This window comes from Streptomyces griseorubiginosus (assembly GCF_001514195.1).
Classification (GTDB): domain Bacteria; phylum Actinomycetota; class Actinomycetes; order Streptomycetales; family Streptomycetaceae; genus Streptomyces; species Streptomyces griseorubiginosus.
Genome location: NZ_KQ948746.1, coordinates 98,985 through 124,005, shown reverse-complemented (window position 1 = coordinate 124,005; position 25,021 = coordinate 98,985). Strand labels below are relative to the sequence as shown.

Annotated in this window: 22 protein-coding genes, 1 tRNA gene and 2 pseudogenes; 7 read left to right on the top strand and 18 right to left on the bottom strand. The window is 72.6% G+C overall.

What is annotated here, in order from left to right; all coding sequences use genetic code 11:
- The first annotated feature begins 10 nt into the window (after positions 1 to 10).
- From AQJ54_RS38555 to AQJ54_RS38540, 4 genes are read left to right on the top strand one after another with little or no spacing between them, the layout of a single operon-like run.
- Complete coding sequence (locus AQJ54_RS38555; protein WP_062245708.1) at positions 11 to 703, top strand: ABC transporter permease; 693 nt, start codon at positions 11 to 13, stop codon at positions 701 to 703.
- Positions 700 to 1,512 (top strand): ABC transporter permease, encoded by an 813-nt coding sequence (locus tag AQJ54_RS38550; RefSeq protein ID WP_062245707.1) that lies wholly within the window; start codon positions 700 to 702, stop codon positions 1,510 to 1,512. Before AQJ54_RS38555 ends, AQJ54_RS38550 begins: the two co-directional genes overlap by 4 nt.
- A gap of 14 nt (positions 1,513 to 1,526) precedes the next feature.
- Positions 1,527 to 2,102 (top strand): ArsR/SmtB family transcription factor, encoded by a 576-nt coding sequence (locus AQJ54_RS38545; RefSeq protein WP_062245705.1) that lies wholly within the window; start codon positions 1,527 to 1,529, stop codon positions 2,100 to 2,102.
- Between the two features lie 12 nt (positions 2,103 to 2,114).
- Positions 2,115 to 2,297, top strand: coding sequence for a hypothetical protein (locus AQJ54_RS38540; RefSeq protein WP_062031421.1), 183 nt, complete (start codon positions 2,115 to 2,117; stop codon positions 2,295 to 2,297).
- 12 nt (positions 2,298 to 2,309) lie between these two features.
- Here AQJ54_RS38540 and AQJ54_RS38535 read toward each other — a convergent pair whose 3' ends face one another.
- Genes AQJ54_RS38535 through AQJ54_RS38525 form a run of 3 tightly spaced genes read right to left on the bottom strand, consistent with a single transcriptional unit; the run spans position 2,310 to position 5,041 of the window.
- Positions 2,310 to 3,101 carry a S16 family serine protease gene (locus AQJ54_RS38535; protein WP_062031424.1) on the bottom strand — a complete coding sequence of 264 codons (792 nt, stop codon included), beginning with the start codon at positions 3,099 to 3,101 and terminating at the stop codon, positions 2,310 to 2,312.
- Positions 3,102 to 3,143: 42 nt separating this feature from the next.
- Complete coding sequence (menC, locus tag AQJ54_RS38530) at positions 3,144 to 4,253, bottom strand: o-succinylbenzoate synthase (protein WP_062031427.1); 1,110 nt, start codon at positions 4,251 to 4,253, stop codon at positions 3,144 to 3,146.
- Positions 4,250 to 5,041: a hypothetical protein gene (locus AQJ54_RS38525; RefSeq protein WP_062031431.1), complete on the bottom strand. Its 792-nt coding sequence runs from the start codon at positions 5,039 to 5,041 to the stop codon at positions 4,250 to 4,252. The genes menC and AQJ54_RS38525 overlap by 4 nt, the downstream gene beginning before the upstream one ends.
- 134 nt (positions 5,042 to 5,175) lie before the next feature.
- Between AQJ54_RS38525 and AQJ54_RS38520 the strand changes: the two genes are divergently transcribed.
- Positions 5,176 to 6,741: a PucR family transcriptional regulator gene (locus AQJ54_RS38520; protein ID WP_062245703.1), complete on the top strand. Its 1,566-nt coding sequence runs from the start codon at positions 5,176 to 5,178 to the stop codon at positions 6,739 to 6,741.
- A gap of 501 nt (positions 6,742 to 7,242) precedes the next feature.
- Here the strand turns inward: AQJ54_RS38520 and AQJ54_RS38515 are convergent.
- The 5 genes from AQJ54_RS38515 to AQJ54_RS38495 form a co-directional block, all read right to left on the bottom strand.
- Complete coding sequence (locus AQJ54_RS38515; protein ID WP_020139008.1) at positions 7,243 to 7,884, bottom strand: IclR family transcriptional regulator; 642 nt, start codon at positions 7,882 to 7,884, stop codon at positions 7,243 to 7,245.
- A 294-nt stretch (positions 7,885 to 8,178) separates the two neighbouring features.
- Positions 8,179 to 9,969 carry a DEAD/DEAH box helicase gene (locus AQJ54_RS38510; RefSeq protein WP_030321095.1) on the bottom strand — a complete coding sequence of 597 codons (1,791 nt, stop codon included), beginning with the start codon at positions 9,967 to 9,969 and terminating at the stop codon, positions 8,179 to 8,181.
- 152 nt (positions 9,970 to 10,121) lie between these two features.
- Positions 10,122 to 10,502 carry a type II toxin-antitoxin system death-on-curing family toxin gene (locus tag AQJ54_RS38505; protein WP_062245701.1) on the bottom strand — a complete coding sequence of 127 codons (381 nt, stop codon included), beginning with the start codon at positions 10,500 to 10,502 and terminating at the stop codon, positions 10,122 to 10,124.
- Positions 10,499 to 10,699, bottom strand: coding sequence for a ribbon-helix-helix domain-containing protein (locus AQJ54_RS44270; RefSeq protein ID WP_079070208.1), 201 nt, complete (start codon positions 10,697 to 10,699; stop codon positions 10,499 to 10,501). The genes AQJ54_RS38505 and AQJ54_RS44270 overlap by 4 nt, the downstream gene beginning before the upstream one ends.
- Positions 10,700 to 10,903: 204 nt before the next feature.
- Positions 10,904 to 12,415, bottom strand: coding sequence for an MFS transporter (locus AQJ54_RS38495; RefSeq protein ID WP_248845522.1), 1,512 nt, complete (start codon positions 12,413 to 12,415; stop codon positions 10,904 to 10,906).
- Positions 12,416 to 12,668: 253 nt separating this feature from the next.
- Here AQJ54_RS38495 and AQJ54_RS38490 point away from each other — a divergent pair.
- Positions 12,669 to 12,740 (top strand) — tRNA-Cys (locus tag AQJ54_RS38490).
- Between the two features lie 644 nt (positions 12,741 to 13,384).
- Here AQJ54_RS38490 and AQJ54_RS47040 read toward each other — a convergent pair.
- Both AQJ54_RS47040 and AQJ54_RS47035 read right to left on the bottom strand, forming a co-directional pair.
- Positions 13,385 to 13,573 (bottom strand): annotated as a pseudogene (locus tag AQJ54_RS47040) (site-specific integrase); the annotation flags it as partial.
- Positions 13,533 to 13,799 (bottom strand): SigE family RNA polymerase sigma factor, encoded by a 267-nt coding sequence (locus AQJ54_RS47035; RefSeq protein ID WP_248845526.1) that lies wholly within the window; start codon positions 13,797 to 13,799, stop codon positions 13,533 to 13,535. The gene AQJ54_RS47035 and the pseudogene AQJ54_RS47040, both read right to left, overlap by 41 nt.
- Positions 13,800 to 14,058: 259 nt before the next feature.
- Between AQJ54_RS47035 and AQJ54_RS38480 the strand changes: the two are divergent.
- Positions 14,059 to 14,698 (top strand): annotated as a pseudogene (locus AQJ54_RS38480) (heme-binding beta-barrel domain-containing protein).
- Here AQJ54_RS38480 and AQJ54_RS38475 read toward each other — a convergent pair.
- The 8 genes from AQJ54_RS38475 to AQJ54_RS38440 all read right to left on the bottom strand — a co-directional run bounded on the left by AQJ54_RS38475 (position 14,653) and on the right by AQJ54_RS38440 (position 24,809).
- Entirely contained in the window at positions 14,653 to 15,810 is a 1,158-nt protein-coding gene (locus AQJ54_RS38475; protein ID WP_062031507.1) for an SUKH-4 family immunity protein, read from the bottom strand. The pseudogene AQJ54_RS38480 and the gene AQJ54_RS38475 overlap by 46 nt on opposite strands.
- A 133-nt stretch (positions 15,811 to 15,943) precedes the next feature.
- Positions 15,944 to 16,522 (bottom strand): AAA family ATPase, encoded by a 579-nt coding sequence (locus tag AQJ54_RS38470; RefSeq protein ID WP_062245697.1) that lies wholly within the window; start codon positions 16,520 to 16,522, stop codon positions 15,944 to 15,946.
- 87 nt (positions 16,523 to 16,609) lie between these two features.
- Positions 16,610 to 18,919 carry a xanthine dehydrogenase family protein molybdopterin-binding subunit gene (locus tag AQJ54_RS38465; RefSeq protein ID WP_062245695.1) on the bottom strand — a complete coding sequence of 770 codons (2,310 nt, stop codon included), beginning with the start codon at positions 18,917 to 18,919 and terminating at the stop codon, positions 16,610 to 16,612.
- On the bottom strand, positions 18,916 to 20,685 hold the full coding sequence (locus AQJ54_RS38460) for a 2Fe-2S iron-sulfur cluster-binding protein (RefSeq protein WP_062245693.1): 1,770 nt from the start codon (positions 20,683 to 20,685) through the stop codon (positions 18,916 to 18,918). Before AQJ54_RS38460 ends, AQJ54_RS38465 begins: the two co-directional genes overlap by 4 nt.
- Complete coding sequence (locus tag AQJ54_RS38455) at positions 20,682 to 21,575, bottom strand: FAD binding domain-containing protein (protein WP_062245691.1); 894 nt, start codon at positions 21,573 to 21,575, stop codon at positions 20,682 to 20,684. Before AQJ54_RS38455 ends, AQJ54_RS38460 begins: the two co-directional genes overlap by 4 nt.
- Positions 21,576 to 21,811: 236 nt before the next feature.
- Positions 21,812 to 23,443 (bottom strand): beta-N-acetylhexosaminidase, encoded by a 1,632-nt coding sequence (locus AQJ54_RS38450; RefSeq protein WP_062245689.1) that lies wholly within the window; start codon positions 23,441 to 23,443, stop codon positions 21,812 to 21,814.
- A 488-nt stretch (positions 23,444 to 23,931) separates the two neighbouring features.
- Positions 23,932 to 24,207, bottom strand: a complete 276-nt coding sequence (locus AQJ54_RS38445; RefSeq protein ID WP_028809870.1) for a DUF3039 domain-containing protein — start codon at positions 24,205 to 24,207, stop codon at positions 23,932 to 23,934.
- Between the two features lie 29 nt (positions 24,208 to 24,236).
- A complete protein-coding gene (locus AQJ54_RS38440; RefSeq protein WP_062031521.1) occupies positions 24,237 to 24,809 on the bottom strand; it encodes a YqgE/AlgH family protein in 573 nt (190 codons plus the stop codon).
- Positions 24,810 to 25,021 lie beyond the last annotated feature (212 nt).

Below are 25,021 nucleotides of genomic sequence, written 5' to 3'. Positions count from 1 at the left end.
GGTGAGCCGTGTGAACTTCTGGGAGTACCTCGGCAGCCACCACCGGCAGCTGCTCACGGACGCCGGTCAGCACGCGAGCGCCGTCCTCGGGTGCATGGTCGTGGCGACCGTGCTCGGGGTGCTGCTCGGGCTCGCGACCTGGCGCAGCGCATGGGCGGCCCGGCTCGCCACGACGGCTGGTCCTTCGATCCTGGCGGTCCCACCGCTCGCCGTGCTCGGTCTGCTGATCCCCGTGGTGGGCCTGGGTGTCGCGCCCACGGTGATCGCCCTGACGCTGTACGGGCTGCCGCCGGTGGTGCGCCACGCGATCGTGGGCCTGCGCGCGGTCGACCCCTCGCCGGTGGACGCGGCCCGGGTCATCGGGATGACGCGGCCGGCCCGGGTCGGGCTGCCGCTCGCCTGGCCGTCGATCCTGACCGGGATCCGGGGCTCCACGCGGATGCTGATGGGCGTCACGGCGATCGCCGCCTGCGCCTCCGGGCCGGGGCTCGGCAAGGAGATCTTCCGGGGGCTCGGCTCACCGGACAGCGAGAACGCGCTCAACGAGGTGCTCGCGGGCACGCTCGGGATCGTCGCCCTGACGTTGCTGTTCGACGGGGCGTACGTGCTGCTCGGACGGCTGACGTGCGTCGAGCGGGCGGGACTCCGGGCCGGCCGGGCGCCGGTGGAGCGGGAGGGCGGCGGAGAGGGGGTACGGGTGTGAGCGTCCGTGGGCTGGAGGAGCGGGAGGGTTTCGAGGGGCGGGACGAGGACTCCGGGGCCGGGGCGGCTGAGAGTCCTGCGGTGCCGAGTCGGCCGGGACCGCGGGTCACCTGGCGGAAGCTGACCTTTCTGCCCGCGTTCCTGGTGGCGGTGCTGCTCGCGACCTGGCTGTGGTTCGCGCGGGCCGACCTGGACCCGGTCTCCGCGAAGGCGCTGTCGAACGGGCGGGTGTCCGAGGCGCTGTGGCAGCACGTGCGGCTGACGGTGATCTCGACGTTCCTGGTGCTGGTCGTCGCGATCCCGCTGGGGTTCCTGCTCGCCCGGCGGGCCTTCGGCGGGGGCCCGATGGCGAGGGCCGCGGGCCTGACGGGTCGGGCGGTTCCGGCGATCGGCCTGCTGGCGCTGCTGGTGATGTGGCTGGGCACCGGCACCAAGGCGGCCCTGGTCGGCATCACCGCCTGCGCCGTCCTGCCGGTCCTGTCGCACACGGTCGCGGGCCTGAGGGCGAACGACTCCCCGGTCGCCCCGGGGATCCTCGCGGGCGTCCGTACGGCCCTGGTCCTCAACGTCGGTACGGCCACCCTGGCGACCTTCGGCGGAGGCGGCGGCCTGGGCGTCCTGATCGCCACCGGCATCACCACCCGGCGGATGCCGGTCCTGATCCTGGGCTCCGTCCTCACCATGACCCTGGCCCTCCTGGTCGACTGGCTGGCCTCTGTGGCGGAGCTGCTGTCCGGACCGCGAGGATGCCAAGAACTCGATGCAAAGAAGTCCATGCAAAAAAGGTGTTGCAAAGGACCCTTTGCATAGCTACCTTTGTACTCATGCCGGAAGAGCCCAACACACGGAAACTTGACGCCCGTTCACTGCGCGGGCTGGCCCATCCCCTGCGGATGGAACTGCTCAACGCACTGCGCCGCCGAGGCCCCGCCACCGCGTCCATGCTCGCCGAGCGGCTGGGCGAGTCCAGCGGCGCGACCAGCTACCACCTGCGCCAGCTCGCCGAACACGGCTTCATCGTGGACGCCCCGGAGCACGGCAAGGGGCGCGAGCGGTGGTGGAAGGCGGTGGACCAGGGACTGACCTTCGACACCGCCGAGTTCGAGGGCGCGGGACCCGAAGTGCGCGGGATGGCCGAGATCTATCTGCACGAGGTCGCGGCCGGCCATGCGCGCGAGTTGTCCGGCTGGCTCAGCACCCGGCACACCTGGTCGCCCGAGTGGGCCCAGAGCTCGGACATGAGCGACATGACCCTCCATCTCACCCCCGAGCTGGCCGCCGAACTCGTCGGCAGGATGCACACCCTGATCAACGACTACCGCGGCCGGGTCACCGACGAGGACCCCGGCGCGGAGCAAGTCCGCGTCCACACGCACCTGTTCCCCACCGAGTCGAACTGAAGGAGCCCCGCCATGCACTACGACCCGTACCTCGCCCAGCACCGCACCCGCGCCGCCGACCTGCGTGCCGAGGCCGACGCGTACCGCCTCGCGACCGCGGCCAGGCAGCCGTACGCCATGCGCACCCGGCTCGGCTGGACCCTGGTGGAGGTCGGGCTCCGGCTCGCCGCTCCGAGGCCGGTCCTCGCGCACTAGAACATCGGCGCACTAGCAGGCGGGGACCGACCCCTTACCGCTCTCCAGTGCCGTCAGCGCACTCACCGCCCCCTTCAGCGAGGTCACCGGGATCAGCCGCAGCCCCTTCGGCAGCTCCCCCTTCGCGTCGGCGCACTCCGCCTTCGGGACCAGGAACACCGTCGCCCCGTCCCGCTTCGCGGCCTGCGTCTTCAGCGCCACGCCACCCACCGCGCCGACCGCGCCGTCCGCGTCGATCGTGCCCGTACCGGCGATGGTGCGGCCCCCCGTCAGGTCGCCCCCGGCCCCGTTGCCGTCGAGCTTGTCGATGATCCCCAGGGTGAACAGCAGCCCCGCGCTCGGCCCGCCGACGTCGGCGAGCCTCAGGGTCACCTTGACCTTCTTGTCGCTCAGCTTCAGGTAGTTCAGCGCCGCCTCGGTCGCCGCGTCCTGCGACTGCTGCATCTGCTCGGTGTTGTGCTGCTCGATCTCCTTGACGCTCTGCCCGCTCGGGTAGACGGCGTCGTGGGGCATCACGGCACGGTCCTTGCGGAACCAGCTGTCGAAGACGTCCCCGAGGGAGACGTGGGTGTCCGGGCCGGTCGCCTCGATGGTCGTCATCCGCAGCTGCCCGCTCGTCGCCCGCGCCGGTGCGCCGGAGATCGTGATCACCGGCGTGCCCTGGTTGTCGCCGAGGACGTTCGCCGTCATGCCGGGCTGCGCCAGCGAGAACGGCAGCGGCGCGAAGAGGGCCGTGGCGATCAGCGCCACGACGGGCAGGGCACAGACGGCGACGGCCTGGGGGCGCGTGAGGCGAGAGAGCACGGGGTCAATCTAACGCGACGGTCACTTCCGGCCACGATCCGGTCAGCGCCCGTACAGATCCCGTCGCGCGCGCGTGAAACGCCGTAGGACCTCGGGCAGGGGTGCCACCCCGATCCCCGGGGTGCTCGGGACCGGAAGGTGGCCGTCGTCCAGGACGAACGGCTCGGTGATGTCCTCGGCGAAGTAACGGGAGGAGGCGGAGGTGTCGCCGGGGAGGGTGAAGCCGGGCAGGGCGGCGAGGGCCAGGTTGGGGGCGCGGCCGATGCCCGTCTCCAGCATGCCGCCGCACCACACCGGCACGCCGTGCGCGCGGGCCACGTCGTGGACGCGGCGGGCCTCCAGATAGCCCCCTACGCGCGCCGGCTTCACGTTGACCACCCGGCAGGCGTCCTGCGCGATCGCCGAGGCGGTGTCGCGGGCGTTGTGCAGGGACTCGTCGAGGCAGACCGGGGTCGACAGCCGCGCCTGCAGGCGTGCGTGCCCGTGCAGGTTGTTCTCGTCCAGCGGCTCCTCGATCAGCAGCAGCCCGAACTCGTCCAGGCGCCGCAGGTGTTCCGCGTCGGCGAGCGTGTACGCCGTGTTGGCGTCGACCTGGAGCGGCAGCCCGGCGCCGAAACGCTCCCGCACGGCCCGTACCGGTTCGACGTCCCAGCCGGGCTCGATCTTCAGCTTGATCCGGACGTACCCCTCGTCGAGATACCCGGCCACGGCGTCCAGCAGCTCCGGCACGGAGTCCTTGATCCCCACCGACACCCCGGCCGGCACCCGGTCGCGGACCGCGCCCAGATACACCGCCAGCGGCATGCCGTACGACCGCAGCTCCGCGTCCAGGACCGCCGTCTCCAGGGCCGCCTTCGCCAGCTCGTGGCCCTTGATCCCGGCCAGGGCCGGCCCGACCGCGGCCGCCGTGAGCGCGGGCAGCGCCGCCACCCGCGGCACCAGGAAGTCCCGCAGCACCAGCTCCGCCCCCGCCACGAACTCCGCGCAGTACAGCGGCCGCGGATCGCCGGCGAACTCCGACCAGCCCTCGGCGGTGTCCGTCACGACCCGCAGCAGGAAGGTGTCCTTGGTCGTCATCGTGCCGAAGGAGGTCCGGAACGGGCTGACCAGCGGGATCTCCACATGGACGACCTCCACGCGTTCGAGCTTCATGCCACCTCCTCCCCCGCGTCCCTGGTGAGCGTGTACCAACCGTCGCGGGACATCCCGGTCGCCCTGAACCCCTGCGCGAAGGCCTCCGTGAACACCTCGCGCACGGCCCGCCGCCAGCGCAGCGCGAGCTCCGGGTCGACCGCCCGCAGCTTGACCACGTCGTCCGGGACCCGGCACCAGATCCGCAGGTCGGCGAGGTCGCGACGGGCGAGGGTCGCACCGTCGGGACCACGGTGCGTGGCGGGCGCGGCCTCCCGCTCACTGCTGTCGCAGGTCGGATCACCGCTGTCGTACGGCCTCCCCCGCGCCGTCAGGTCCCAGGTCGCCGTCAGCCGGTCGCTCTCGTCGCCGCCGTTCACGCCGTCCGTCATGGGGCCGTAGAAGTCGACGACGTACTCGGTGCCCGTCGCGCCCAGCTTGACCAGATTGAAGCGGGCGTTGCGGGCGACCAGCGGGTCGAAGGTCCAGCGCATGGTGCGGGCGCCGAGGCCCAGCGCCCAGGCCCGCTGGGCCTGCTTCACCAGCTGCCCGCGCCCCGGCTCCGCGGCGGCGACCAGCGAGTACGCCTCCTTGGCCGCCGGTGCCCCGAACACGGCGACGGCGGCCCCGGTCAGCCGGTCCCCCTCGTGGGCGGCGTGCACCGCGCCGCCCGTATGGACCAGGCTGCGCAGTACCTCGGCCGGGTAGGGCGGGGCCGTCGGCGGGGTCCGCCACACCTCGCCGAAGTACGCGCTGACGGCGTCGAGGCCGGCGACGTCCTGGACGGTACGGATGCTCACTGCGGTCATGTGCCGAGTCTCGGAGCCGACGGGGCGCCCGGGGTTGTGCGGTCGGACAACAGATGCGTACGTTCGTTTGGAGATCGGCCAAACGACCGGGCATCCGGCGTCCGGCCGGGCCGGAACACCTGTTGGGGGCACCCGTGGACGCCTGCACCCTCGGCGACCTCCTCGACGTCGTCGGCGGCACCTCGGTGCGCCTGCACACCGCCCCGGCCGGCCTCGGCGCCCCGGTCACGGAGGTCCTGCTGTACGACGCCGAGGGACCGCTCCCCCGGGCCCCGGGCGCGCTGCTGCTGGCGGTCGGCACGCGCGCGGCGGCGGCCGGGCCGCTGGCGCGAGCGGTCGCGGAGGCCGGGATGACCGGTCTGGTGGTGCGCGGGCCGGACGGTCCGGTGGCCGCGGCCGACGCGCACGGGGTGGCCCTGCTGTCCGTCCCCGAGGACACCGCCTGGCACGAGGCGCATCTGCTGCTCGCCTCGGCGATCGGCGCCCGCCCGGTGTCCTCCGCGAGCGGCCACGGCGACCTGTTCGCGCTCGCCGACGCCATCGCGGCGGCGACCGGCGGGGCCACCGCGGTGGAGGACCCGCGCCGGCGCATCCTCGCCTACTCGACGGTCCCCGGTCAGCCGGTCGACGAGGACCGCCGCCAGGGGATCCTGGGCCTCCAGGTGCCGACCGGCGCGGGCGACGGCGAGCAGTACCGGACGCTGTTCGCGGCCCCCGCCCCGCTCCGGCTGCCCGCGCTGCGGGAGGGCGCCCTGCCCCGCCTCGCGATGGCCGTCCGGGCCGGCGGGGAGACCCTCGGCTCGGTGTGGGTCGTGGACAACGGCACGCTCGCGGCGGACGCGGCCGAGACGCTCGTACAGGGGGCGTCGACGGCCGCGCTGTTGCTGCTGCGGGCGCGCGCGGCCCAGGAGCTGGCCCGGCACCGGACCGGTGATCTGCTGCGGCGGGTGCTGGAGGGGACGGCGGACCCGGCCGGGGCGGCCGTGCGGCTGGGCATGGAGGGGGCGCTCCGGGTGGCCGCGTTCGCGTTGGACACGGTGGGGCCTGCGGAGCTCGCGGACGCCGAACAGACCGGGCTGCGGCTGCTGGACGTCGTACGGCTGCAATGCGAGGCCCGCTACGGGCGGCACGCGTGTGTGCTGGTCGACGGGGTGGTGTACGCGGTGCTGCCCGCGGTCGGGGAGCACGGCGGGGACCGGCACCGACGGCTCGCGGAGCACATCGTGGCGCGGGCCGGACAGGCGCTCCGGGTGCCGGTGCGGGCGGGGCTCGGGGAGGTCGTGGCGGGGCTCGGCGAGGTGGCGGGGTCGCGGGCCGACGCCGACCTGGTGCTGCGGCTGCCGGGCCCCTCGCTGCCGGTCGCCACGATCGACGAGGTCCGGGCCCGGGTCACGCTGGCACGTCTCGCCGAAGTGCTCGGTGAGCGGCGGGAGTTGAGCGCGGGTGCGTGGCAGCGGGTGCTGGCCCACGACGAGCGCCACGGGAGCGACCTCGCGCGCACGCTGGTGTGCTGGTTCGACGCGGGGTGCGACATGGCGGGGGCGGCGCGGTTGCTCGCCGTGCATCCCAACACGTGCCGGTACCGGTTGAGGCAGGTGCGGCGACTTGTGGGGATCGACCTGGACGATCCCGACGAACGGTTGGTGCTGTGGTTGCAGTTGCGGGTGCTGGCGGGGCTGGGGCCGGTGAGGACTGCTTGAGCCGGGCGCCTATGGGGTTGCCGGGTGCGGTGGTTCGGCGGGCGCGGGTGCGGTGGTTCGGCGGGCGCGGGTGCGGTGGTTCGGCGGGCGCGGGTCCGGCGGGTGCGGTGGTTCGGCGGGCGCGGGTCCGGCGTGGCCGGTCGCGCAGTTCCCCGCACCCCTGAGGAGTTGCAGTCCACGTGCGCCACAACGGACCCATTCCCCGCGCGCACCCGCCCTCCCCGGACAGTTCGCCGCGTACGGCGCGCAGGGGACGGGGTGGTGATCGGGCGGGGTGAGGGCCGGTGAGGGCGTGATGCGGCGGGGGGCGGCGCGAGGACGTGATCCGGTGGGGGTCAGCGCGAGGGCGTGATGCGGTGGGGGTCAACGCGGGGCGTGATCCGGCGGGGTGAGCGCGAGGGCGTGATCCGGCGCGGGTCAACGCGAGAGCGTGATCCGGCGCAGGTCAGCGCGAGGGCGTGATGCGGCGGGGGTCAGCGCGAGGGCGTGATGCGGTGGGGGTCAGCGCAGCGCCTCTGCTACCTCCCGGGCCGCGTCCACCACCCGCGGGCCCACCCGTTCCGGCACCGCGTCCGCCAGCATCACCACGCCCACGCTGCCCTCGACGCCGGTGACGCCGAGCAGGGGGGCCGCCGCACCGCTCGCGCCCGCCTCCAGCTCACCGTGGGTCAGCGTGTACCCGGGGTCCCCGAAGCCCTGCTGCCGGGCGGCGAGGATCGCCCGGCCCGCGGCACCGCGGTCCAGGGGATGCCGGAACCCGGCGCGGTAGGCCACGTGGTAGTCCGTCCACGTGGGCTCCACGACGGCCACGGCGAGCGCCTCCGCCCCGTCCACCAGCGTGAGATGGGCCGTCGCCCCGATGTCCTCGGCCAGCGACCGCAGCGCCGGCAGGGCTGCCTCCCGGACCAGCGGATGCACCTGACGCCCGAGCCGCAGCACCCCGAGCCCGACCCGGGCACGGCCGCCCAGGTCCCGTCGTACCAGAGCGTGCTGCTCCAGCGTGGCCAGCAACCGGTAGACCACGGTGCGGTTCACGCCCAGTTTGTTGGACAGTTCGGTGACGGTGAGCCCGTGGTCCGTGTCGGCCAGGAGCTTGAGGACACGCAGTCCCCGGTCCAGCGTCTGAGAGGTCTCCGCGGTCACGACGCCCACTCCTCCAAGTGGTGAGGTCGGCGGCCCCTCGCGGCGGATGCGTCACCGAGTCCCGTCGGCGACGCGCTTCAGAGGCCGCCGATCGGTCGGCGGCCCGGTCTGTTCCGGACCGCGTCGCTTCACGGCTGCGCTCCGCGGCGGCGCTGCCACGGGGCGTGTGCGTAGCGGGACAGTAGCGAAGGGGGTTCGCTCAGCGGAAGCCTCCGTCCAGAATCCGGGCAGCGGCCGACGCGGACCACTCCGTTTGTCCCGGATTCGACGGCCCTGGGAAAGGGTGTGCCCCGCTCACCGCATCCGCGTGGCCCACTCCTGCACCTTGGCGATCCGCTGCCGCAGCTGCCCCGCCGTCGCCTCCGCGCTCGGCGGTCCTCCGCACACCCGGCGCAGTTCGGTGTGGATCACGCCATGCGGCTTGCCGCTCTGATGGACGTAGGCGCTGACCATGGTGTTGAGCTGCTTGCGCAGCTCCATCATCTCCTTGTGCGAGACAACGGGCCGCCGCTCGGCGGGCAGCTCCAGGAGGTCGGCCTCGGCGTCCGGCTTCTTGCGGCTGTGCGCGATCTGCCGGGCCTGCCGCTTCTGGAGCAGGAGCTGCACCTGGTCGGGTTCGAGGAGGCCCGGGATGCCGAGGTAGTCCTGCTCCTCCTCGCTCCCCGGGTGCGCCTGCATGCCGAACTCGGCGCCGTCGTAGAGGACGCGGTCGAAGACGGCCTCGGACTCCAGCGCCTCGAAGGAGAACTGCTCCTGCTCGCCGGTGTCCTCGTCCTGCTCCTTGTTCGCCTCGTCCATCTCCTTCTCGGACTCGGCGTACGGGTCCTCCTCGCCCTCCTTCTTCGGCTTGTCGAGGGCGTGGTCCCGCTCCACCTCCATCTCGTTGGCGAAGGTGAGGAGGTCGGGGACGGTCGGCAGGAACACGGAGGCGGTCTCACCGCGCCGCCGGGACCGCACGAAACGCCCGACGGCCTGGGCGAAGAAGAGAGGCGTGGAGATGGTGGTGGCGTACACCCCCACCGCGAGCCGCGGCACGTCGACGCCCTCGGACACCATCCGCACGGCGACCATCCACCGGTCGTTGCTCTCGCTGAAGTCGTCGATCCGCTTCGAGGCCCCGGCGTCGTCGGACAGCACGAGGGTCGCCTTGGAGCCCGTGATCTCGCGGATCAGCTTGGCGTACGCCCGGGCCGAATCCTGATCGGAGGCGATGACCAGGGCGCCGGCGTCCGGGATGGCCTTCCTGACCTCGGTGAGCCGCTGGTCGGCCGCGCGCAGCACGCTCGGCATCCACTCACCGCGCGGGTCGAGCGCGGTACGCCAGGCCTGGCTGATCGCGTCCTTGGTCATGGGCTCGCCGAGCCGGGCGGCGATCTCGTCACCGGCCTTGGTCCGCCACCGCATCTGCCCGCTGTAGGACAGGAAGATGACCGGCCGCACGACGTGGTCGGCGAGCGCGTTGCCGTAGCCGTAGGTGTAGTCGGCGGCCGACCTGCGGATCCCGTCGTTGCCCTCCTCGTACGTCACGAAGGGGATCGGGTTGGTGTCGGACCGGAAGGGCGTACCGGTGAGCGCGAGCCTTCGCGTGGCGGGCTCGAAGGCCTCCAGGCAGGCCTCGCCCCAGGACTTGGAGTCACCGGCGTGGTGGATCTCGTCGAGGATGACGAGCGTCTTGCGCTGCTCGACGCGGTTGCGGTGCAGCATGGGCCGTACGCCGACGCCCGCGTAGGTGACGGCGACCCCGTGGTAGTCCTTGCCGAGCGGCCCGGCGCTGTACTCCGGATCCAGCTTGATCCCTATCCGCGCCGCCGCCTCGGCCCACTGCTTCTTCAGGTGCTCGGTCGGCGCGACGACGGTCACCTGCTGCACGACGTGGTGGTGCAGCAGCCAGGAGGCGAGGGTGAGGGCGAAGGTCGTCTTGCCGGCGCCGGGGGTCGCAACGGCCAGGAAGTCACGCGGCTGCTCCTGGACGTACTTCTCCATCGCCCCTTGCTGCCAGGCACGCAGCTTGTTGGCGGTCCCCCAGGGGGCGCGGCCCGGGAAGGCCGGGGAAAGGTGATGGGAGGAGGCGGCGGTGGTAGTCACGGTCTCCGTCGGGGTCGAGCGGCTGGGCGGTGTCTTGTTCGGCGGTGTCTTCTACGCCTGTGTATGACGACCGGGTCACCTTACCGGCGGCCCGGCCACGTCAACGCTCGGACAGGGCCGGGTCGCCGGTGGGTGGGACCGAGGTCACATCCCTACTCGGCCAGCGCCCTCAGCCGCCCCGCGATCGTCCGTACATCGCCCTCGGCGCCCGACGCGACGTCGATGACCAGCGCGTACGCCACGTCCTGGGCGCAGCCGCCGAGGTCCACGCCGTTGACGCCGAGGAAGGTGGCGGCGGCGAGCCAGGCGGTGCGCTTGTTCCCGTCGACGAGGGGGTGGTTGGCGGCGAGGCCGTGGAGCAGGGCGGCGGCCTGCTCGTACGGGTCGCCGTAGGCCTCCGTGCCGAACATCCGGGCCCTCGGCCGCCGTACGGCGGAAGCGAACAGCCCGGCGTCCCGCACCTCGGGTGCCTGGCCGCCGAACGCGGTCCGAGCGATGTCCTCGACCTCCGCGACCGTGAGATGTCTGGTCATTCGCCGAGCCTTCGCAGCAGGTCGGCATGGCGCCGGGCGAGTTCCCCGGCAACGGCACGCACCGGTTCCTCCTCTTCGCGCAGATACCGGCGTACGGCCTCCCGGGCGAGGTCCTCCGGTCGGCGGCCGCAGGCATCGGCGAGATCGGCGAGGGCCTGTCCGGTGTCCGGGTCGAGGTGAAGCGTGCTTTCCTGCATGCCGCGAGAGGCTAGTCGCTGCCGTCACGAGCCGCCGAACGGTTTACGACTCCCGCACGGCTATCGACTCCCGGACGGTTTACGGCTCCCGGACGGTTTACGGCTCCCCCACGGCTTTCGACTCCCGAACGGACTACGACTCCCGGACGGTTTGCGCTCTGGAACGGTTTACGACTCCCGAACGGATTACGACTCCCGAACGGATTACGGCTCCGGAACGGATTGCGGCCCCCGCTCCCGCTCCGGCCCCCGCTCCCGCTGCCGCTCCGGCCCCCGCTCCCGCAACCGCGTGGTCACCCACGCCCCCACCAACGCCACCCCCGCCATCGGCAGGAACACCACGGCGAACGCGGCCGGATGCGCACCCGTCGCCCCCGTCGCCGTATGACTCACCGCTCCCCCGCCGAGCGCAGCGAACGCCGCCCCGCCCGCCGCGAGCAGCAGCGCGTTCGAGAGGCCGTCGGAGATCTGGAGGGCGGCGGAGTTGGAGCCGGCCTCCTCGGGGGCGGAGAGGTGGAGCAGCAGGACGCTGGTGGAGGAGATCACCAGCCCCATCCCGAAGCAGCCGAACCCCCACGCGACGGCGACCGTCCAGACCGGCACGGAGTCGATCAGCACACTCGGCGCGGTGGCGATCGCGGCGGCCGTCAGCACCATCCCCACGGTCATCAGCCGTTGCCGGTACGGCTCGACGCGCGCCCGCGACTGCACCCACGACCCCAGCGCCCAGGTCCCCCCGCCGGCCGCCAGCGAGAACCCGGCGAGCGTCGGCGACAGTCCCCGCTGGGTGACCAGCATCAGCGGCACGAAGGACTCGGCCGCGATGAAGGACCCCGCGGCGAGCCCACGCAGCAGGACGACGGAGGGCAGCCCGCGCACCGCCCGGTAGGTGCCGCGGGGCAGCAGTCCGAGCACGGCCGGCACGAGCAGCGCGGCACCGGCGAGGCCGGGGAGCAGGGAGAGGGGGCGCAGGTCCTGGGCGGCGTACTGGAGGAGTCCGGCGCCGAGGGAGATCCCGAGGGCGAGCCGGATGCGCCGCCGGTCGACGCCGCCGGGGGCCCTGCCGTCCACGGGGCCGGCCGCCCGCCGCCGTATCTGGGGCAGGGCGAGGGCCAGCGGAAACACGACCAGGACCGGAATCCCGACGAACACCCACCGCCAGCCGAGCTGTTCGGTCACGGCGCCGGCGGCCAGCGGTCCCACGACGGACGGCACGACCCACCCCGCCGCGAACGCGGCCATGATGGCGGGCCGCAACCGCTCGGGGTAGGCCCGCCCGACGACTACGTACAGCGCGACGATGACCAGCCCGCCCCCGAACCCCTGCACGGCCCGCCCGAGGATGAACAGCCACATCGCGCCGGCCGTCCCGGACACCAGCAGCCCGGCCCCGAACGCGGCGATCCCGGCGGTCAACGCCCCGACCGGCCCGCGCCGATCGGCCCACTGCCCGCTGACGACCATCCCGAAGAGGCTGGTGGTGAAGTACCCGGAGAAGGCGAAGGCGTAGAGCCCGACCCCGTCCAACTCCCTTGCGGCGACGGGCATGGCGGTCCCGACGGCGGTCGCCTCGAAGGCGACGAGCACGACGACGGACACGATCCCGACACTGAGCGCCCGGTAGGAACGCCCCAGCACCCCGTCCGCCCTCTCTCGGCCAGAGGGAGCTCCACCTTCATCGTCGACGCCGACGCCACGCGGTTCCAGGGTTGCCATGCGGGCCAGCGTAAGGCGCACACTCCCGTTTGACCCCTGTCAAAAGCCCACCCTCGCCTGCGCCTTTGGTCGTACGACCCCCCGCCTCCCGCCCCTCCTTCATGAACGGCGTATGGCAGTCCCATTGCAGCCCCCACGCCACCCTTGAACCCGCCCGCACCCCCGCCATACGGTCGTCCCACCGAGCTCGACAGGAAGCCTCACCGCTCCCTTCGACCCGGCCGTGTGCCACACGACCGACCTCGGTGACGGTGGCCGTGTGCCCGAGTGGTTCAGGGACTCGCCTGCAAAGCGAGTTACGCGGGTTCGATTCCCGCCACGGCCTCAAGAGTTTGACCAGGCAAAAGGAAAGGGCGGCACCCTCCATGGGTGCCGCCCTATAGTTCGTCCGTCTCAGTCTTAGTCTCAGTTGACCAGTTGGACACCGCTGTACCGCACCGCGGGCCGTGGTCCAAGGACAGACAGCGCGCTCTAGGCCCAGAACCACGACGCCTCTACGATGTGCCCCGTGGACTGGGGGACTCTCGCGGGCACAGCACTTGGCGCCGTCCTGGGCGTCAGCACAACCCTTCTTGGTGAACGATCACGATGGCGCCGGGAGAACACATCCCGCGAGCGCGCGGCAAAGCAACAACTTTACAGCGAATTTCTCGCGGCACTCTGGGTCACGAGGCACCGGTTACGAGATCTGAAGCGGAGCATCGACCTAAGCCGGGAGGAACGCATTAAGCAGTCCGGAGAAATCCTCGCGGCCGCCAATGCCTATCAACTCCTCTACCAAATGCACATTATGGCCCCTGAACCTCTCGGTGACGTTGCCGATCAGACCTTCGTGAGACTCCGAAACCTACGGGATCGATTCGATGAGCCTGACGTGAGCACAGATCCAGAGTGGTCTGCGACTCAAGGAGCACTGGGCGAGGCGCTAGAGGCTCTCCGCCGGGCCATGCGTTCAGACCTCAAGGCCTCCTAAGGGACATCCCGCCCATCTGCTTCGGGCCTCCAGATAAGGCCGTCCACCTGCTTCACGATGTCCGACCGGACGGCGTCCACCATTTGCTGATATCGGGCAGCCATGGCCGTGGGCGACCATCCCATCAGGCCCATGACAGCGCGCTCAGGTACCCCGAGGATGAGCAGCACCGTGGCGGCCGTGTGGGAGCACGGCCCGGTCCCGGGCTGAGAGCCGGCCGAGCGCGTCGAGCAACGTGACCCGCAGCGTGGCGTCGTGCTCAGGGGCGGCGCCGGAGTCCGGAAGGGTGTCGGTGGGCTGTTCGGAGTTGCTGCGCCGACGGCGGTAGGACAGGTAGGTCCGTACGAGGACGGTGTGGGTGTACGCCGCGGGGTCGTCCACCTGCGCGATCTTTCGCCAGTTGGCGTACATCCGGCCCAGCGTGTCCTGGACCAAGTCCTCCGCGAGGTGCGCGTCACCACTGGTGAGCACACCCGCGGAGCGGAACAGAGGGGCGGTTCGCGCGGCGGCGAACGCCATGAATTCCTCTTCGTGCCGGCGCTTCATCGGAGATCCTGTTCGTCGTCCACACTCTGAAGACGCGGTGGCGCTGGCGTTGCGTCCCACCCTGAGAAGCAGCAATCGAGAGAGTGGGGCGACGAGAGTGAGGAAAGACGACGTGTCAGAGAACGTGGCAGGGCAGCCGCCGACCGGGCAGCCGTTCCCGGATGGCTTCGGGGAGGGTGAGACGCCTGTTCCGCACCCGCTGCTCGAGCCGGTGCTCGGCTTTCTGGGCCGGTGGCAGGGGCGCGGACAAGGCGGGTATCCGACGTTCGACGGCGACTTCGCCTACGCGCAGGAGGTCAGCTTCGGTCACGACGGGCGGCCCTTTCTCCGGTACGAGGCCCGCCGCCTGGCTGCTCGACGCGGACGGGGCGCCGCTGCGTCCGGCGGCCCGGGAGAGCGGCTGGTGGCGGCTCCAGGACGGCGGGCGGGTGGAGGCGCTGATCACCCAGCCGACCGGGATCACGGAGATCCTGACCGGGCGGGCGGAGGACGGCGTCGTGGACCTCGCCACGCACACCGTGGCCCTCACCCCCACCGCCAAGGAGGTGACCGCGACCCGCCGCCGGTACACCCTGGCCGACGCGGACGCCGACGCGGACGCGGACGCCGACACGGACCAGGGCACGCACGGTGGCACCTTCACCTTCGTCCACGACCTCGCCGCGGTCGGGCAGCCCTTGCAGCACCACCTCTCCGCGACCCTGCGGCGTGCGGCCGGTCAGAGCACCCGGCCCGCCTCGTCCTGGAACAGCTCCGTCCAGTAGTGCCAGTCCTCGTCCGTGGTCGTGCCCGTCGGGTCGATGGTGGACAGGGCTCTGATCATCGTCTTGGCGACCTGGGCGTAGAGGGTGTTGGTCAGTTCGTGGGCCAGGGACTCGTCTATCCGGCGCTCGCGGTGGAGGAGCCAGAGGGTGAAGGCGAGGGTGGAGATGTCGGTGTTCAGGGGGTGCAGGGTCGCTTCGCGCTCGCTCCAGTTCAGGACCGCGCCCGTCTCCCCGTCGACCACCAGGGTGTTGTCCTCGATCAGGTGGCCGAGGACGATCAGGCGGTCGGCCCCGGGCGGGAGGGCGGACAGCCGGTCGGCGTGGTGCTCCGCGAGCGTCGGCAGCGGGGCGTCCGGGTCGGTGTGGAAGAGGACGCCGTCCTCGGGCAGGCCGGTCACCGCCAGGAAGCGGCGGGTCGGGGCGTGCGTGAGCGTGGACGGGAAGTCGATGTCCTCGAAGCGGACGACCTGGCCGCGGCCGAACTCCTGGTCCAGCAGGCGCGGCGGCAGGTCCAGCGCCAGGCCGGACTCCGTGCCCGGGCCCGCCACCAGGGCCAGGGGGCGGATCAGCGCCGCGATCTTCCAGAACGTCGGCACATCGCCGGCCGTGCCCTCCTCGAACACCGTCAGCAGCTGGCGCGTGGCGTCCTCCACCGCCGTAGGACCGAAGCGGCCGGCGTAGGAGGCGAACTGGCCACGGACCTCGGTCAGTTCGTCCGTCGCCGTCGCGAAGCGGACCAGGGTGGGCAGGGAGGGGGCCAGCGGGGTGCGGTCCATCAGGTCGGGGCGGGCGTGGAAGAACGCGGTCGTCGAGACCTCGCCGGTCGCGCCGTCGAGCAGGACCGACTCCCGCTCCCTGCCGTGCAGGTCGGTGAGTCCGCCGATCACCAGCTGGTCGCGCAGCTCCTCGCTGAGCCGGCCGGCCGGGTCGGACGTCGCGTCCGCCACCGTCCGCAGGCCCTCCCGGCGCAGCTCCTCGAAGGTGAACAGGTCGCTGTCGGCCGGCAGTCCGGGCCCGCTGAGCCAACTGCGGGTCGTGGCATGGGTGATGTACGGACTCAGTTCGTCCTCGGTCAGTCTGATCGCCGCTACGGCGGTGTCGGTCGTGCTCATGGTTCCCCCGTGTGCTTCGTACGCAGTCCCCCGGCTGGGCACAGCACGGCGACCCGGTCGGGCCCGGCGCGCGTCCCCCACTGACCAGAACACTACGCGCCACCACTGACAACGCCCCCGTATCAAGGAGACGTCACAGCACCCTCGCGCGTTCCCGCCCCGCGAGAATCGCCTCCACCGTCTCGGCGGGGGTCTGTCCGGAGGTGTCCAGCCACAGGCCGATCGGCGGCGTCGACGCCCGCAGCACCTCGTCCAGCGCGGGAACCGTCCAGGCCTCGCCGCCGTAGCCCGCGCCGCCATTGCCCGCGCCGCCGTAGCCCGTGCCGCCGTAGCCCGTCTTCGCCCGGCCCGCCTCCCGGGCGGCCACCGTCCCCGCGTCCGGCGCCAGGACGACGACGTACAGCGGGCGGGTCCTGACCAGTCGGACGTACGCCGGCAGCTCCTCGCCCAGCACCACGTCCTGCACGACGGCGGTGAACCCGGCCTCGGCGTAGGCGTCCGCCGTGGCGGCCGACAGCCGGTACCGCAGGCGGAGTTGAGCGAGAGCCTCGTCCGGCGCACCGGGCAGGTACTCCCAGCGGCCGGACACGATCATCCGGCGGAACACGTCCCCGCGCACATGCGCGGCCCGCGGCAACCGCTCCGCGAGCAACTGCGCGACCGTCGACTTCCCGGCCGCCATCACCCCGGTGACGAGAACGACGCCCTGCACACGAACTCCCCTACGGCAGAGGGCACTTGGCTCACCGGCAGTACATGAGCACTCGGCTCACCGGCGGAGCACAAGGCCCGGACCGACTCAGCGGTCCGTCACCACCGCCGCCTGCGGCCGGATCGGCAGCCGGTTCACCGGGCGCCCCGTCGCGGCGCGTACGGCCGAGGCGATCGCCGCCGGAGAGGTGACCACCGGCACCGCGCTCGCCGCCTTCGCGCCGAACGGGGCGACCACGTCCCGCTCCTCCACCAGCTTGACGATTCGGATGTCCGGCGCGTCCAGGGCCGTCGGCAGCGCGTACCCCGTGAGGTCCGGATGCCGGATCAGCCCGCGCGCGGTGCGCAGGTTCTCCGTCAGCGCTATCCCGACGCCCTGCGTGACGCCCGCCTCGATACGGGCCTCCAGCTGGGCGGGGTTGAGAATCCGGCCGACGTCCTGGGCGAGCGCCAGCTCGACCACGCGGACCGAACCGAGCTCGATGTCGACGTCGACGACCGCGCGGATCGCGCAGAACGCCATGCCCACGAACGCGTCACCCTGGCCGGCCTCGTCCAGCGGCTCGGTGGGATGCGGACGGCACTGTGCCGTCGCCCACAGCTCCTTGCCGTCCATGGCCTCGGTGACGGTCGTCGACAGGACGCCGTCGTACGAGGTGATCTTGCCGTCGATGATCTGGAGCAGCTCGGTGGACATGCCGAACTTGTGTGCCAGGGGCTGGAGCAGCTGGGTGCGGACCATCTTGGCGGCCCGCTCGACCGCGCCGCCGGAGACCCAGGTGTGGCGGCCACGCGCGCCCGCGCCCGCGGGAGGCTGGTCGGTGTCGACGGGGGCCACGTGGACCTCGTCGATGCCGAGGGTCTCCTGGACGATCTGGCGGGCCAGCGTCGTGAAGCCCTGGCCGGTCTCGACGGCCGCGCAGAGCACCGTCGCGACGCCGTCCTGGACGCGCACGGTCGCCGTGGAGACCTCGTCCGCGCCCTCCGCGCCGAGCATGTGCACCATGCCGAGGCCGTAGCCGACACCCCGGCGGATCGCGCCGGGTTCGCCCGCACCCTCGGGGCCGCCGGGCAGCAGCCACTCGTCCTCGGGGGTGTCCTTGGGCAGCGCCGGCAGCGGGAAGTCCCGTACGGCCTGCAGCAGTTCGGCGACCGGCGCCGGGCACGTCACCGTCTGGCCGGTCGGGAGCACGTCCCCGGTCGCCAGCACGTTGCGCAGGCGCAGCTCCGCCGGGTCGATCCCGAGCTTCTTGGCCAGCTTGTCCATCTGGGCCTCGTAGGCCGCGCAGACCTGCATGGCGCCCTCGCCGCGGACATGGCCGGAGGGCGGGTTGTTGGTGCGTACGGCCCAGCCCTCGATGAAGGCGTTCGGGACGACGTACGGCCCGCACGCGAAGCCCACGGCGGCGGCCAGGGCCTCCGAGGAGGTGTCGGCGTAGGCGCCGCCGTCGAGCAGGATCTGCGCCTCGACCTTCACCAGCTTGCCCTCGGCGTCGGCGTGGTGGCGGTATCTCAGCAGGGTGGGGTGGCGGTGCGCGTGGCCGAGGAAGGACTCCTCGCGCGTGGCCGTCAGCTTCACCGGGCAGCCGGTCTTGAGCGCGAGCAGGCCGAGCGGGAGCTGGAAGCCCTGGTCCTCGCGGTCGGCGGTGGCGCCGGGGACGCCGGTGACGACGACCTTGACGCGCTCGGGCTCCAGGCCGTAGCAGGCGGCGGCGGTGTCGCGGTCGGTGTGCGGGTCGGTGGAGGCGAGGTACAGCTCCACGCCGCCGTCGGGACGGGGCACGGCGAGGCCGGCCTCGGCGCCGATGGGCGCGGGGTCCTGGCGGCCGATGCGGTACTGGCCTTCGACGACGATCTCGCCGGTCACGGAGGGGTCGCCGTGCTGGAGCGGGATGTGGCGGACCAGGTTCCCGTCGGGGTGCAGGGGCTCGGCCTCGAACGCCAGCTCGGGGTCGGTGACCGGCTCCAGGACCTCGTACTCGACGATGACGGCGGCCGCGGCCATCCGCGCGGTGTCGGGGTGGTCGGCGGCGACGGCCGCGATGGGCTCGCCGTGATGGCGTACGACCTCGGAGGCGAACACCGGGCGGTCGGCTCTGCCGCGACCGTGCACCGGGCTGCCGGGGACGTCCTCGTGGGTGACGACCGCGCGGACTCCGGGCATGTCACGCGCGTGTGAGGTGTCGATGGACACGATGCGCGCGTGCGCGTGCGGTGAGCGCAGGACGGCGGCCCACAGCAGGCCCTCGGCCCACAGGTCGGCCGCGTACGGGAAGGTGCCCTCGGTCTTCGCGCGCGCGTCGGCGGGCGGCAGGGAGACGCCGAGGCCGTGCGGAATCGGCTCGGGGGCGGGTGCAGCCTCCGCGGCGGTGGTCGCGGTGGCGGCTTCGTTGCTCACGTCTGGCCTCCGTCCTGTCCCTGTCCGTACGCCTGCTCATGCGGTCCGGAGGGGCTCGGGAACCCCGGCGAGTCGAACGCCGACGGGTTGACGCCTCCGGCGCCCGGGCCCGCCTGGTGCGGAATACGTGCCTCGTCGCCGTCCGTCTCAGCCTCGGCAGCCGCGTGGGCCTCGCGCTCGGCGACGACCTCCTTGACGGCGTCGACGACACCCCGGTAGCCGGAGCAGCGGCAGAGGTTGCCGCACAGCGCCTGGCGGGTCTCCAGTTCGGTGGGCGCGGGGTTGCCCTCCAGCAGGTCGTGCACGGTCATCGCCATGCCCGGGACGCAGAACCCGCACTGCACCGCGCCGCACCGGGCGAGCGCCCGCTGCACGTCCGAGGGCCGGCCGTCCTCGGCGAGGCCCTCGACGGTACGGACCTCGCTGCCGGCGGCGGTCACGGAGGGCACCAGGCAGGAGGCCACGAGCCGGCCGTCGACCTGGACGTTGCACGCCCCGCACTCGCCCTGCGAGCAGCCGTCCTTGGCGCCCGCGAGGCCGAGCCGCTCGCGCAGCACGTAGAGCAGCGACTCGCCGATCCAGGCGTCGGTGACGGGCCGGTCGACGCCGTTGACGCGCAGCACGTAGGAGGCGAGCGGGTGCTCCTCTCCGGGGGCGGCGGCCCGGTCGTCGGGGTCGCCCGCGTGTTCCTCCGCGGGCTGCGGGGCCTGCTTGTCGTCCGAGGCGGCCGGGGTGCGGGCCGGGTCGTGCTCCGCCTCGGCGTCGGCGGGCCCGTCAGCGGCTTCTACGGCCCCTCGGGCGCCCTCGGACGGCTCGGGGGCCGCCGGGTGCGCCTCGGCGCCGGGAGTGGACTCTGAGGCGGCTGTGGAGGCGCTGTCCGGGTACGGCTCGGTGGAGCCGTCGGGGTCCGACGGGCCGTGGGTGTCCGACAGGCCGTGGGTGTCCGACGGGCCGTGGAGGTCCGACGGGCCGTGGGGGTCCGGGCGACCGATGCCGTCGAGGCCCTCGATGCCCCTGCCGTCGGTCCGCGTGTCCGCCGGGGCGCCGCCGTCGGCCGACACCGCGTGCTCGTCACCGGCGGGTACGTGCGCGTGCTCGCCGGCGACCGTCCCACCGGAACCGCCCCGGGCCGCCCCGCCGGAACCGCCGTCGAACGCCCCGGTGCCGCCGTCGTCGAACGCGTGGGACCCCTCGTCCGTCCACGGCTGGGCGGGCGGGGCCGGCTGGGTCGCCCAGGGCGCGGCCGCGCCGCCCGGCAGGGTCGCCGGAGGGGTGCCGCCCCACTGCTCGACCAGGGACGACGTGGTGAACTCGCCCGATTCGTCCGGAAGATCGCCGCCCGCGACAGGAATCGACCACTGCCCGGTGACGTCGTGGCCAGGGGCCGGAGTGGGGGCGGGGGCCGCCCCGGTGTCCTCGACGTGCCACTGCTGCGTGGTCGCCGGGTTGTACGTGAACTGCCCGGTCTGCCCCGGCGGCACGGCATTGGCGTCCGGCCAGCCGGAGCCCTCGGCCGGCGTGCCCCACGCTCCCGTGGCGCCCGGGTCGATGCCGTCGCCCTCGCCCGGCGCCGCCGTTATCCGCGGCGGCACATAGCCGTGCCCGGGCGCGGCGAGCGGACTGTCGGCGGAGGCCAGGAGGGCGTCGATGCCCCCTTCGGGGAGCTTCACGAAGGCGGTCGCGCCGTCGTCGTAGTCCCCCTGAGGGAGCGGGTCCCAGCGGCCGGCGGCCCGGGGCGCGCCCTCTCCGTGCTGGTCGTCGGTCACGACAGTGCCCTCCCCAGTGCTCGTCGGGCCAGCGCGGCGACGGTGCGCCGCAGGTGCAGAACGGCCGGCGGATGCTGCGGCACGGAACCGTCCGGGGCCGGTGCCGGGTCGGGGATGCAGGCCGCGGCCACGTACTCGCCGAAGGCCTCCAGGGCCTCCGGGACGAGCGCGCGGTTGTTGTCCCAGTCGATGAGCCGGGCCACCCACTGCTCGGCGTCCAGGGGGCGCAGCGGCATCGGCGCTATGGCGCCGACGGCACACCTGACCCCGCGCCGGGCCGGGTCCAGGACGAGGGCGACGGAGGCCATCGCGCGTCCCGGGCCGGTCCGCCCGGTGACCTTGAGGAAGACCTGGGGGGCGTGCAGCAGGGGCACGCGCACGAAGCCGATGAGCTCGCCCGCGCGCAGCATCTCCATGCCGGCCAGCAGGTGCGAGACCGGCATCTCCCGGCGGGCGCCGTCCGGGCCCGCGATGATCAGGGTGGCCTCCAGGGCGGCGAGCACGGGCAGTGCGTCGCCCGTGGGGGCCGCCGAGGCGATGTTGCCGCCCAGGGTGCCCGCGTTGCGGATCTGCGGCGGGCCCGCGGCCCGCGCGGCGGCGGCGAGGGCCGGGATGAGGGCGGCGAAGTCGGGGCGGCCCATGCGCGCGTGCGTGAGCCCGGCGCCGAGCAGGGCGTGCCCGTCCTGGTACTGCCAGCCGCGGATCTCGCTGATCCGGCCGAGACCGACCAGGGCGGCGGGCCTGAGCTGTCCCGAGTTGACGGCGGCCATCAGGTCGGTGCCGCCCGCGACGGGCACGGCGGCGGGCATGGCCGTGAGGGCCGCCACCGCCTCGTCCAGCGTCGTGGGCAGCGTGACGGACTGCGCCGCCTGCGGTGCGTGCGTGGTCAAACCGGCTGCCCCTTCCCGCTGCCCCACCTGGTCCTGCCCCGTTGCTGCCGTACGGTACGTGCTGACAGGGCGGACGTGGCAACTCTGGCACATCTTCGCAACACCCGAAGACAGGGGTCCGCTAGGAGGCGTTCGGCGGCATTCGCCCACCCCATCAGGGAGATGGTCCGTTTTCGCACGGCATCACCGGCACGCACCGATTGACACTCTTCGGTGACACTTGAGGTCTTTTTCCCCTACCTGTTCGGGGGTGCCCCTTCGACGGGCCTGCCGAGCACTCCGGGTCGCTTCTGCCACGGCAGGGGACCCGTGGGCGGCCGGTAGCCGACCCCCAGGGCGTCAAGTCGCTCGTAGTGGACGGCCATCCGCCGCTCGAAGGCGGCGAAGTCCCGTTCCGCCGGGGCGGGCAGGGCGCTCCAGGCCACCTCGGCGAAGGCCGCGAGCCGGGGGAACGCCTGGTAGTCCACGCGCGCGTGGTCCTCCATCACCTCGGTCCACAGGTTGGCCTGCGTACCGAGGACGCGGTCGGCCTCCGCCGGGGTCAGCTGCGGTGGAACGGGCTCGAAGCGGTACACGTCCTCCAGGGTGCGGACGTAGCCGATCGGCACCGGCTCGTCCTCGCCGGCGTCCTGGCGGTGGTCCAAGTAGACGTGCTGCTCGGGGCACATGACGACGTCGTGGCCCGAGCGCGCGGCGGCGATCCCGCCCGCGTAGCCGCGCCAGGAGGAGACGGCCGCGCCCGCGGCGAGCCCGCCCTCCAGGATCTCGTCCCAGCCGATGAGCCTTCTCCCGCGCGCGGTCAGCCAGGCGTCGAAGTGGCCGATGAACCAGGACTGGAGGCCGTCCTCGTCCGCGAGTCCGAGTTCCCGGATACGGGCCTGCGCGGTGGGCGACTGCTTCCACTGGTCCTTGAGGCATTCGTCGCCCCCGACATGGATGAACTCCGAAGGGAACAGCTCCAGGAGTTCCTCGAACACCCCCTCGTAGAAGCGCAGGGTGTTGTCAGTGGGGGCGAGTACGTTTGCGGAGATGCCCCAGCTGTCCATGACCGAGAGGGAGGACGTGTCGATGACATCGGTGTTGCCGAGTTCCGGGTACGCGCTGATCGCGGCCTGCGAGTGTCCGGGTACGTCGATTTCGGGGACGACGGTGATATGCCGTTCGGCGGCGTAGGCGACGATCTCGCGGATGTCGTCCTGGGTGTAGTAGCCCCCGTGCGGCTTCTCCTCCCACAGCGGTGAGGCCCCGTGGCCGATTCTGGTACGCGTCCGCCAGGAGCCCACTCCGGTGAGCCGGGGGTACCTCTTGATCTCGACGCGCCAGCCCTGGTCGTCCGTCAAGTGGAAGTGGAAGACGTTGAGTTTGTGCGCGGCCATCAGATCGAGGTAGCGCAGGACACCGTCCTTGGGCATGAAGTGCCGTGCCACGTCGAGCATCAGGCCGCGCCAGCGGAAGCGCGGGGCGTCCTCGACGGTCTGGTGCTGGACGCCGTACCGGAGGTGCGGGGAGACGGGCGCGCGCCGGAAGGCGTCGGGGCCGAGGAGTTGGCGGAGCGACTGGGCACCCCAGAACACACCGGCCGGGCCGCCGCCGGTGATGTCGACGCCCTGGTCGGCGGTGACCGTCAGGCGGTAGCCCTCCGGGTCGAGGGTGTCGTCGAGGCGCAGCGTGAGCGCGTTCTCGGCGCCCTCTGGTCCGGGCGCCAGGGGCAGTGCGAGGGCGGCGCCGAGCGTGGCGCGCAGCCAGCGCTGCGTGTTCTCGGTGCCCGGCGCACCCCACAGGGTGGTTTCCGGCCCGAACACGAAGCCGCAGCGGGTGGGTCCCTCGACGGCGCGCGGCGCGGGAATCAGTTCTGCCAGCGAAGTCACGTCAGTCCTTAACCGCTCCGCCCGGCCGGGGGACCGGGCGTCGCTGTACGAGTACGAAGAACACCAGCAGGGCATCGGCGGCGTCGACTGCGAAGTGCCGCCGATACCGGACGACTTGACGGAGAGGAAATCCCGTCGGCCCGGGCGGGAGGAGCGCGAACGTAATCCGCCGCAAGCGGAAACATGATCGACAGGACGGTTCGGAAGCGGAACCGGAATCACGTCATGGTGGTCGCCGAAATACGACCGAAATCCGGCTGCCCGTCTTCATGCAGCACCCCCCGCACGCGTTGCACCGCACGCAACCGGAATTCCGCTCAACGCAACAGAGGCTAGATCTCACGCAGCCTCGCCACAAGAGGTCTAGGCCAATCTTTGACGCATGAACCGTGGCACAAGAACCGTGACGCGAGACCGTGACGCAAGAAAGCCCCCGGGGCGCACGTACGCACCCCAGGGGCCCTGTGAAGCTCGGTCGGGCGGCCGGACTACTTGTCGCCACCCTCGTCGTCCCCGGAACCCATGGACTCGTAGATCTCCTTGCACATGGGACACACGGGGTACTTCTTGGGATCGCGGCCCGGTACCCACACCTTGCCGCAGAGCGCCACGACGGGAGTCCCGTCCAGGGCGCTCGCCATGATCTTGTCCTTCTGGACGTAGTGGGCGAAGCGCTCGTGGTCGCCGTCGCCGTGGGAAGTCTGCGGCGTGGGCTCGACGAGGGTCCCCGTACCAGTCCCGCGCTCGGGCTCGAGAGTGCTCATACGGCCAAGGGTACTGAAGGTCACACCCATCAGTTGAGCGAAGGGTCGTCCGCGTAGGTGGCCACCATCGCGAGCTCGTTGCGCTGGCGGCGCAGCACCTCGCGCCAGAGTCTTTCCGGGGCCGGCGAGGAGACGTCGCCGGGTTCCGACTCGACGACGTACCAGGCGCCCTCCACCAGCTCGTCCTCCAGCTGGCCGGGCCCCCAGCCGGCGTATCCGGCGAAGATGCGCAGGCTGCCGAGGGCCGAGGCGAGCAGCTCGGGCGGAGCCTCCAGGTCGACCAGTCCGATCGCGCCGTGGACTCTGCGCCAGCCCAGCGGGGCTCCGTCGACCGCGCCGCCGCCGGGTATGACGGCGACCCCCAGGGCGGAGTCCAGGGAGACCGGGCCTCCCTGGAAGACGACCCCGGGCTCGCCCGCGAGGTCGGCCCAGCCCTCCAGGATGTCGCCCACGTCCACCGGGGTGGGACGGTTGAGGACGACGCCGAGCGAGCCCTCCTCGTCGTGGTCGAGGAGAAGCACCACCGCACGGTCGAAGTTCGGGTCCGCCAGGGCGGGCGTTGCCACGAGCAACCGCCCTGTGAGCGAGGACACCTCGGTCATGCCAGACATGATCCCGCATCTTCCCTTCGCGTGGGGAGGCAATGCGTCTCGGGGAGTGGATGCAGCTCAGAGCGCAACGATGCGCCGTGAGCGCACGCCAGGCGCTCGTGACCCCATGTGCCCGGCACCTAGCGGTTCGTGTTGTGACAGAGCTATGACGTGGCTGGGCGGCACTTGGGCTTACAGAAGGGGGGTGGGCGGCGATTACCCTT